Origin of the sequence: Ramlibacter sp., assembly GCF_036383835.1 — a bacterium.
Classification (GTDB): domain Bacteria; phylum Pseudomonadota; class Gammaproteobacteria; order Burkholderiales; family Burkholderiaceae_C; genus Ramlibacter.
In genome coordinates this window covers 1-6,788 of the sequence record NZ_DASVNN010000025.1, presented here as the reverse complement: position 1 = coordinate 6,788, position 6,788 = coordinate 1, and the positions used below count along the sequence as shown (strand labels likewise).

8 protein-coding genes are annotated in these 6,788 nt (G+C 70.8%); 4 read left to right on the top strand and 4 right to left on the bottom strand.

What is annotated here, in order from left to right:
• Window positions 1-85 precede the first annotated feature (85 nt).
• Together ruvB and ruvA are read right to left on the bottom strand one after the other, a co-directional pair.
• The gene (ruvB, locus tag VF522_RS04725) at window positions 86-1,144 is read right to left on the bottom strand and encodes a Holliday junction branch migration DNA helicase RuvB (RefSeq protein WP_330907077.1); all 1,059 of its coding nucleotides are present in this window, start codon (window positions 1,142-1,144) and stop codon (window positions 86-88) included.
• Window positions 1,141-1,716 carry a Holliday junction branch migration protein RuvA gene (gene ruvA, locus VF522_RS04720; RefSeq protein WP_330907076.1) on the bottom strand — a complete coding sequence of 192 codons (576 nt, stop codon included), beginning with the start codon at window positions 1,714-1,716 and terminating at the stop codon, window positions 1,141-1,143. The genes ruvB and ruvA overlap by 4 nt, the downstream gene beginning before the upstream one ends.
• Before the next feature lie 26 nt (window positions 1,717-1,742).
• On the opposite strand from ruvA, the gene VF522_RS04715 reads away from it, so the two are divergent.
• Complete coding sequence (locus tag VF522_RS04715) at window positions 1,743-2,699, top strand: PhoH family protein (RefSeq protein ID WP_330907075.1); 957 nt, start codon at window positions 1,743-1,745, stop codon at window positions 2,697-2,699.
• The gene (gene ybeY, locus VF522_RS04710) at window positions 2,696-3,145 is read left to right on the top strand and encodes an rRNA maturation RNase YbeY (RefSeq protein ID WP_330907074.1); all 450 of its coding nucleotides are present in this window, start codon (window positions 2,696-2,698) and stop codon (window positions 3,143-3,145) included. Before VF522_RS04715 ends, ybeY begins: the two co-directional genes overlap by 4 nt.
• Window positions 3,146-3,244: 99 nt before the next feature.
• On the opposite strand, the gene dtd is transcribed toward ybeY, so the two are convergent.
• Both dtd and VF522_RS04700 read right to left on the bottom strand, forming a co-directional pair.
• Window positions 3,245-3,685 (bottom strand): D-aminoacyl-tRNA deacylase, encoded by a 441-nt coding sequence (gene dtd, locus VF522_RS04705; protein WP_330907073.1) that lies wholly within the window; start codon window positions 3,683-3,685, stop codon window positions 3,245-3,247.
• The gene (locus tag VF522_RS04700; protein ID WP_330907072.1) at window positions 3,685-4,602 is read right to left on the bottom strand and encodes a cation diffusion facilitator family transporter; all 918 of its coding nucleotides are present in this window, start codon (window positions 4,600-4,602) and stop codon (window positions 3,685-3,687) included. The genes dtd and VF522_RS04700 overlap by 1 nt, the downstream gene beginning before the upstream one ends.
• A 24-nt stretch (window positions 4,603-4,626) precedes the next feature.
• On the opposite strand from VF522_RS04700, the gene VF522_RS04695 reads away from it, so the two are divergent.
• Together VF522_RS04695 and VF522_RS04690 are read left to right on the top strand one after the other, a co-directional pair.
• On the top strand, window positions 4,627-6,078 hold the full coding sequence (locus VF522_RS04695) for a sensor histidine kinase (protein ID WP_330907071.1): 1,452 nt from the start codon (window positions 4,627-4,629) through the stop codon (window positions 6,076-6,078).
• On the top strand, window positions 6,075-6,701 hold the full coding sequence (locus VF522_RS04690; RefSeq protein WP_330907070.1) for a response regulator transcription factor: 627 nt from the start codon (window positions 6,075-6,077) through the stop codon (window positions 6,699-6,701). The genes VF522_RS04695 and VF522_RS04690 overlap by 4 nt, the downstream gene beginning before the upstream one ends.
• Window positions 6,702-6,788: the final 87 nt, after the last annotated feature.

Genomic DNA, 6,788 nt, shown 5'->3' with positions numbered 1-6,788 from the left:
GTGCGCCCGCAGGCGAACCCCGACACGCCGCGTAGCGGCTCCCGGCGTCGGGGTTCGCCTTCGGGCTCACCACCGACCTACGGATTCATCCCTCGAACAGGCCGCTTGCGCTCTGCGGCGGCACCACACCGAGGTGCCGGTACGCCGCCATCGTCGCGATCCGCCCGCGCGGCGTGCGCTGCAAGTAACCTTGCTGGATCAGGTACGGCTCGATCACGTCCTCGATCGTGTCGCGCTCCTCGCCGATCGAGGCCGCGACGTTGTCCAGGCCCACCGGCCCGCCGTCGAAGCGGTGGATCACCGCCTCCAGCAGCTTGCGGTCCATCACGTCGAAGCCCTGCGGATCGACGTCCAGCATCGCCAGCGCCTTCTGCGCGATGTCGCGGTCGATGCGGCCCGTGCCTTTCACGTCGGCGTAGTCGCGCACCCGGCGCAGCAGCCGGTTGGCGATGCGGGGCGTGCCGCGCGAGCGGCGCGCGATCTCGGAGGCGCCCTCGGCGTCGATCGGCGCCTGCAGCAGTCCCGCGCTGCGATGCACGATGCGCGTGAGCTCCTCCGCCGTGTAGAACTCCAGCCGCGCCACGATGCCGAAGCGGTCGCGCAGCGGGTTGGTCAGCATGCCGGCGCGCGTCGTCGCGCCCACCAGCGTGAAGGGCTGCAGGTCCAGCTTGATCGAGCGCGCGGCCGGGCCCTCGCCGATCATGATGTCGATCTGGTAGTCCTCCAGCGCGGGATAGAGGATCTCCTCCACCACCGGCGACAGGCGATGGATCTCGTCGATGAAGAGGACGTCGTTGCGCTCCAGGTTCGTCAGCAGCGCCGCGAGGTCCTTGGGTTTTTCCAGCACCGGTCCCGAGGTCTGGCGCAGGTTCACGCCGAGCTCGTGGGCGATGATGTGCGACAGCGTCGTCTTGCCGAGGCCCGGCGGGCCGAACAGCAGCACGTGGTCGAGCGCCTCGCCGCGCTTGCGCGCCGCGCCGATGAAGATCTCCAGCTGCTCGCGCGTCTTGGCCTGGCCGACGTATTCGGCGAGGCCCTTGGGACGCAGCGCGCGCTCGATGGCCTCTTCGGCCGGCGAAGCCGGCGCGGCGGAAACCACCCTCTTCTCGGGCGCGGGAGCGAAATCGTCGGTCTTGATGCTCACCGCGCCAGCGCCTTCAACGCCTGCTTGATGCCATCGCTCACGCCGACGTCCCTGGGCAGCGACTTGAGCGCGGCCTGCGCCTCCTTGTCGCTGTAGCCGAGGGCGACCAGCGCCTGCAGGATGTCGCCCTGGGCGTCGTCGACGACCACCGTGCCGGCCTGGCCGAGATCGGCGCCGACCTTGCCCTTGAGTTCCAGCAGCAGGCGCTCCGCCGTCTTCTTGCCGATGCCGGGGATCTTCACCAGCCGGCTGGCGTCCTGTTGCGTGACGGCGTGGCCGATGTCGCCCACGCTCATGCCGCTCAGGAGGGCCAGCGCGGTGCGCGGGCCCACGCCCGAAATCTTGATGAGTTGGCGAAAAGCCTCGCGCTCGCCGGCAGAGCCGAATCCGAACAGGATCTGCGCGTCCTCGCGCACCACGAAGTGCGTGAGCAGCGACACCTTCTCGCCCAAGCCCGGGAGGTTGTAGAAGGTGCTCATGGGCACGTCGACCTCGTAGCCGACGCCATGGCAGTCCACCAGCACCTGCGGCGGGTTCTTCTCGCTCAACGTCCCCGTCAATTTGCCTATCATTGCGGTCCTCTCACGGGATTATCAGCTTGATTCTCCGACACGCCTTCAGTCCTCTGAACAACACCCGGCTGCAGCACCTTTGCGGCCCCATGGACGAACACCTCCGCACCATCGAGGAGGCGCTGCAGGTGAGGATCTCGCACCGGCAGGAGCATTTCCGCGTCGAGGGGCCCAAGGCCAAGGCCGAAAGGGCCATGAACGTGCTGCAAGCCCTGTACGAGATGGCCGGCCGCAACATCTCGAAGGAAAAGGTGCAGCTGATGGTGGCCGGCGACGCGGCCCCGCTGGTGGAGGACGAGGACGGCGCGCTGGTGCTGCACACCCGCCGCACGGACCTCAAGGCGCGCACGCCGAACCAGAGCGTGTACCTGGACAACATCGCCAACCACGACATCACGATCGGCATCGGCCCGGCCGGCACCGGCAAGACCTACCTCGCCGTGGCCTGCGCGGTCGACGCGCTGGAGCGCAACGCGGTGCAGCGCATCGTGCTCACGCGGCCGGCGGTCGAAGCGGGCGAGAAGCTCGGCTTCCTGCCCGGCGACCTGACGCAGAAGGTGGATCCCTACCTGCGCCCGCTGTACGACGCGCTGTACGACCTCATGGGCTTCGAGCGCGTCACCAAGGCCTTCGAGCGCAACGCGCTGGAGATCGCGCCCCTGGCCTTCATGCGCGGCCGCACCCTGAACAACGCCTTCGTGATCCTGGACGAGGCGCAGAACACCACGCCGGAGCAGATGAAGATGTTCCTCACCCGCATCGGCTTCGGCAGCAAGGCGGTGATCACCGGCGACGTCAGCCAGATCGACCTGCCCAAGGGCAGCCCTTCGGGGCTGGTCGATGCCGAGCGGGTGCTGAAGCGGGTGAAAGGCATCGCGCACACCCGCTTCAACAGCGGCGACGTGGTGCGCCATCCGCTGGTGGCGCGGATCGTCGACGCCTACGACGCCGCCCGCAAGACCGGCGACAGGGCGGCGGCATGAAGGACGGCCTCGACCTCTCGCTGCAGTTCGGCACCTTCCCCGGCGCCGCCGAACACCGCAAGGTGCTCACCTCGGCGCGGGTGCGGCGCTGGGTCGAGATGGCGCTCGCCGCGCCGGGCGAGATCGCGGTGCGCATCGTCGGTGCCGAAGAAGGCCAGGCGCTGAACCGCCAGTACCGCGGCAAGGACTACGCCACCAACGTGCTGACCTTCGACTACGGCCAGCCGCCGGTGGTGTCGGCGGACCTGGTGCTGTGCGCGCCGGTGGTGGAGCGCGAGGCGCGGGAGCAGAAGAAGACGCTGGAGGCGCATTACGCGCACCTGCTGGTGCATGGGACCCTGCATGCGCAGGGGTACGATCACGAGGCGGGAGAAAGACAGGCGCTGGAGATGGAGGCGCTGGAGGTGCTGCTGATGGGGGCCTTGGGGTATCCCGACCCGTACTAGCCTCGTCATCCCCGCGCAGGCGGGGATCCAGGGCATTCAGGCAAGCGGCCTGCGGCCGCGTTCGGAAGCTCTGGGTCCCCGCATTCGCGGGGATGACGGTCACCGCACCGTCACCGGGATCGTCACCGGCCCATCGTTCACCAGGTGCACCTGCATGTCCGCCGCGAACTCGCCGGTCTGCACCACCGGATGCGCGGCGCGCGCCTTCCCGACGAAATAGTCGTACAGCCGCCTGCCCTCCTCCGGCGGCGCCGCATTGGTGAAACTGGGCCGGTTCCCGCCGCTCGTGTCCGCCGCCAGCGTGAACTGGCTCACCACCAGCAGCCCGCCCGCGACATCCTGCACGCTGCGGTTCATCTTGCCCGCCTCGTCGCTGAAGATGCGCAGCTTCAGCAACTTGGCCAGCAGCTTGTCCGCCTGCGCCTCCGCGTCGCCGCGTTCGGCGCACACCAGCACAAGGAGGCCGTGCCCGATCCCGCCGATCGTGCGGCCCTCCACCACCACTTTCGCTTCGCGCACGCGCTGCACCACGGCCAGCATCAGATCAGGTCCTCCTCGTCGTCGAAATGCGCTTCCACGTCGGTGGGCAGCAGCTGGATGGTGGCACGCAGGCCGGGCACCGCGCTCATGAGCGCCTGCTCCACCGAGGCCCGCACGGCAGCGGCGCGGCCGAGGGTCCAGTCCGCGGGCATGTGCATGTGCAGGTCCACGAAGCGGCGCCTGCCGGAGCGGCGCGTGGCGACGTGGTCGAAGCGGATCGTGCGGTGTTCGAACTGCCTGAGCGTCTTCGCGATCTCGGCGATCACTTCCGGTTCGAGCGCGCGGTCCATCAGGCCTTCGGAGGAACGCCACACCAGGTGCACGCCCTCGCGCAGGATGTTGAGCGCCACGCCGATGGCGACCACCGGGTCGAGCCACAGCCAGCCGGTCCATGCCGCCAGCGACACCCCCACGATCACGCCGGCGGAGGTCCACACGTCGGTCATGAGGTGGCGGGCATCGCCTTCCAGCGCCATCGAGCGGTGCCGGCGGCCGGACTGGAACATCAGCCAGGCCAGCCCGCCGTTGATCGCGGAACTCACCACCGACAGCAGGACGCCGATCCCCAGCTGCTCGATCGCCTGCGGCGCGCGCAGGCGATCGAGCGCGGCCCACAGGATGCCGACGGCCGCAACCATGATCATCAGCCCCTCGAAACCGGCGGAGAAGTATTCGGCCTTGTGGTGGCCGTAAGGATGGTCCTCGTCGGCCGGGCGCGCCGCGATCCTCACCATCAGCAGCGCGAAGGCGGCGCTCGCGAGGTTGACGATGGACTCCATCGCGTCCGACAGCAGGCCCACGGAGCCGGTGAGCCACCAGGCGAGCGACTTCAGCGCGATGGTGACGGCGGCGACCATCACCGACCAGCGCAGCAGCACCTGCGGCGGGACGCGCTGCGCGGAGGAAACCAGGGACATGGCCGCATTGTGCAGAATCCGCCCATGCGAGCACTCCGCCGCCACCGCCTGCCCCTCGCCCTCTGGCTCGCCCTGAGCGTGGCCGGCGGCGTGCTGCTCGCGCGGGCGGAGCTGCAGCGGCTGCGCGAGGACTTCGAGACCGATGCCCGCATCGTGCACCGGCTCCTGAGCCAGCGCGCGGTGCAGCACGACGCGGTGCTGGCCACCCTGGCGCTGCTGCAGCCCGGCACCGGCGGCGACACGCCGGAGCAGCGCCTGCCCGCGCTCTATCCGCAGATCCTGTCGGTGCAGCGGCGCGATGCCGGCGCGGCGTGGCCCGATGCCGCGCTCTCCGCGGCCGAAGCGCGCTCGCGCATCGAACGGCGCGCGGCCCTCGCCGACGCGGACCCGGCAGCGGGAAGATACCGCCTGGTGCTCGCCGCGGACCCGGCGAGCTTCGCGGCGACCTTCGACCTGCGCCAGGTCGTGCCCTGGAACGAGTGGCCGATGGCGCCCGATGCGAGCCCGGTGCGCGTCGCGCTGGAGCAGGGAGGGCGGCAGTACCTCGTGCAGCCGGGACATGGCGAAGGGCCGTGGCGCTTCGAGTTCCGCAAGCACCTGGCCGCGGACAGCCAGCCCTTCGACGTCGTCGCGCAGCGCGCGGTCGCGTGGCGCGAGCTGCCCTGGCGCGCCATGCTGGCCTGGGCCGCGGCCATGGCGCTCGCGGTGGCCCTGTGGCAATGGCTGCGGCGCCAGCGCGCGGAGCGCGAGCGCGCCGAGGAGCTGCTGCGCCTGGGACAGGTCGCGCGCCTGAACACGCTGGGCGAGCTCGCCGCGGGCATGGCCCACGAGCTGAACCAGCCCCTCGCCGCCCTGCTCGCGAACACGCAGGCCGCGCGCCGGCTGCTGGACGACGAGCCGCCGGAACTCGCGACCGCGCGTGGGGCCATGCGGCAGGCCGAGGAGCAGGCCAGGCGCGCGGCCGACGTGCTGGGGCGCCTGCGCCGCGGCGTGGAGCGCCCCGCCGCATCGGCGGCGCTGCAGTCCGTGGTGCTGCAGGACGCGGTGCGCAACGCCTTCTATCTCCTGGAGCCGGAATTCGCGAAACGCCAGGTCGCGCCGCGCCTGGAGGCGGGCAACGCGCTGGCGGTGCAGGCCGAGCCGGTGGCCCTGGAGCAGATCATCCACAACCTGCTGACCAACGCGCTGCAGGCGCTGGACCAGGTGCCGTCGGCGGAACGCGAACTCTCGGTGCTGGTGCACCGGGAGCGCGGCCAGGGCGCGCTGACCGTCGGCGACAGCGGACCGGGCATCGCGCCCGAGGTGCTGCCCCGCATCTTCGAACCCTTCTTCACCACGCGCGAGAACGGCCTGGGCCTGGGGCTCAACCTCTGCGAGAGCCTCGCCGCCGGCATGGGCGGCGAGCTGGGCGTGCAGCCGCGCTTGCCGCGCGGCGCCGCCTTCACCCTGCGCCTGCCACTGGCGCCCGCCGCATGAGCGTTCTACCGCAGTCGCCCCTGATCCACCTGATCGACGACGACGAGGCCGTGCGCGGCAGCCTCGCGCTGCTGATCTCCACGGTGGGACTGCGCGTGCAGGGCTGGGCCGATCCGCAGGCGTTCCTGCGCGAGTTCCCGCGGCAGGACATCGGCGCGATCGTGCTGGACGTGCGCATGCCGGGCATCAGCGGGCTCGCGGTGCTCGAGACGCTGGTGGCGCAAGGCGTGGACCAGCCGGTGATCATGCTCACGGGGCACGGCACCGTGGAGATGTGCCGGCGCGCGTTCAAGGCGGGCGCGGCGGAGTTCCTGGAGAAGCCGGTGGACGACGAGGCGCTGCTGGAGGCCGTGCAAGGCGCGGTGCGACAGCACGTGGCTTCGCGCGAGCGGCTCGCCGGCGGGCGCGCGGCCCGCGAGCGTTACGCGCAGCTGTCCGAGCGGGAGAAGGAAGTGGTGGGCCTCATCGTGCAGGGCCTCACCAACAAGGAGATCGGGCGGGCGCTGTCGCTGTCGCCGCGCACGGTGGAGACGCATCGCGCCAACCTGTTCGCGAAGCTCGAGGCGGAGTCGCTGGCGCAGTTGATCCGGCAATACGCGGCGGTGGTCGATGAGGGCCGTTGAGCGTCGGGGTTCGGGCTTCGCCGCTCACCCCGACCTACGAAGCCCGTACACGTAGGTCGGCGGTGAGCGCGCGCAGCGCCGAACCCC

Excerpts from the sequence above, each read along its gene's own strand:
- ruvA (WP_330907076.1), bottom strand. The coding sequence starts at position 1,716 with ATGATAGGCAAATTGACGGGGACGTTGAGCGAGAAGAACCCGCCGCAG.
- ybeY (WP_330907074.1), top strand. The coding sequence starts at position 2,696 with ATGAAGGACGGCCTCGACCTCTCGCTGCAGTTCGGCACCTTCCCCGGC.
- dtd (WP_330907073.1), bottom strand. The coding sequence starts at position 3,685 with ATGCTGGCCGTGGTGCAGCGCGTGCGCGAAGCGAAAGTGGTGGTGGAG.
- VF522_RS04700 (WP_330907072.1), bottom strand. The coding sequence starts at position 4,602 with ATGTCCCTGGTTTCCTCCGCGCAGCGCGTCCCGCCGCAGGTGCTGCTG.
- VF522_RS04695 (WP_330907071.1), top strand. The coding sequence starts at position 4,627 with ATGCGAGCACTCCGCCGCCACCGCCTGCCCCTCGCCCTCTGGCTCGCC.
- VF522_RS04690 (WP_330907070.1), top strand. The coding sequence starts at position 6,075 with ATGAGCGTTCTACCGCAGTCGCCCCTGATCCACCTGATCGACGACGAC.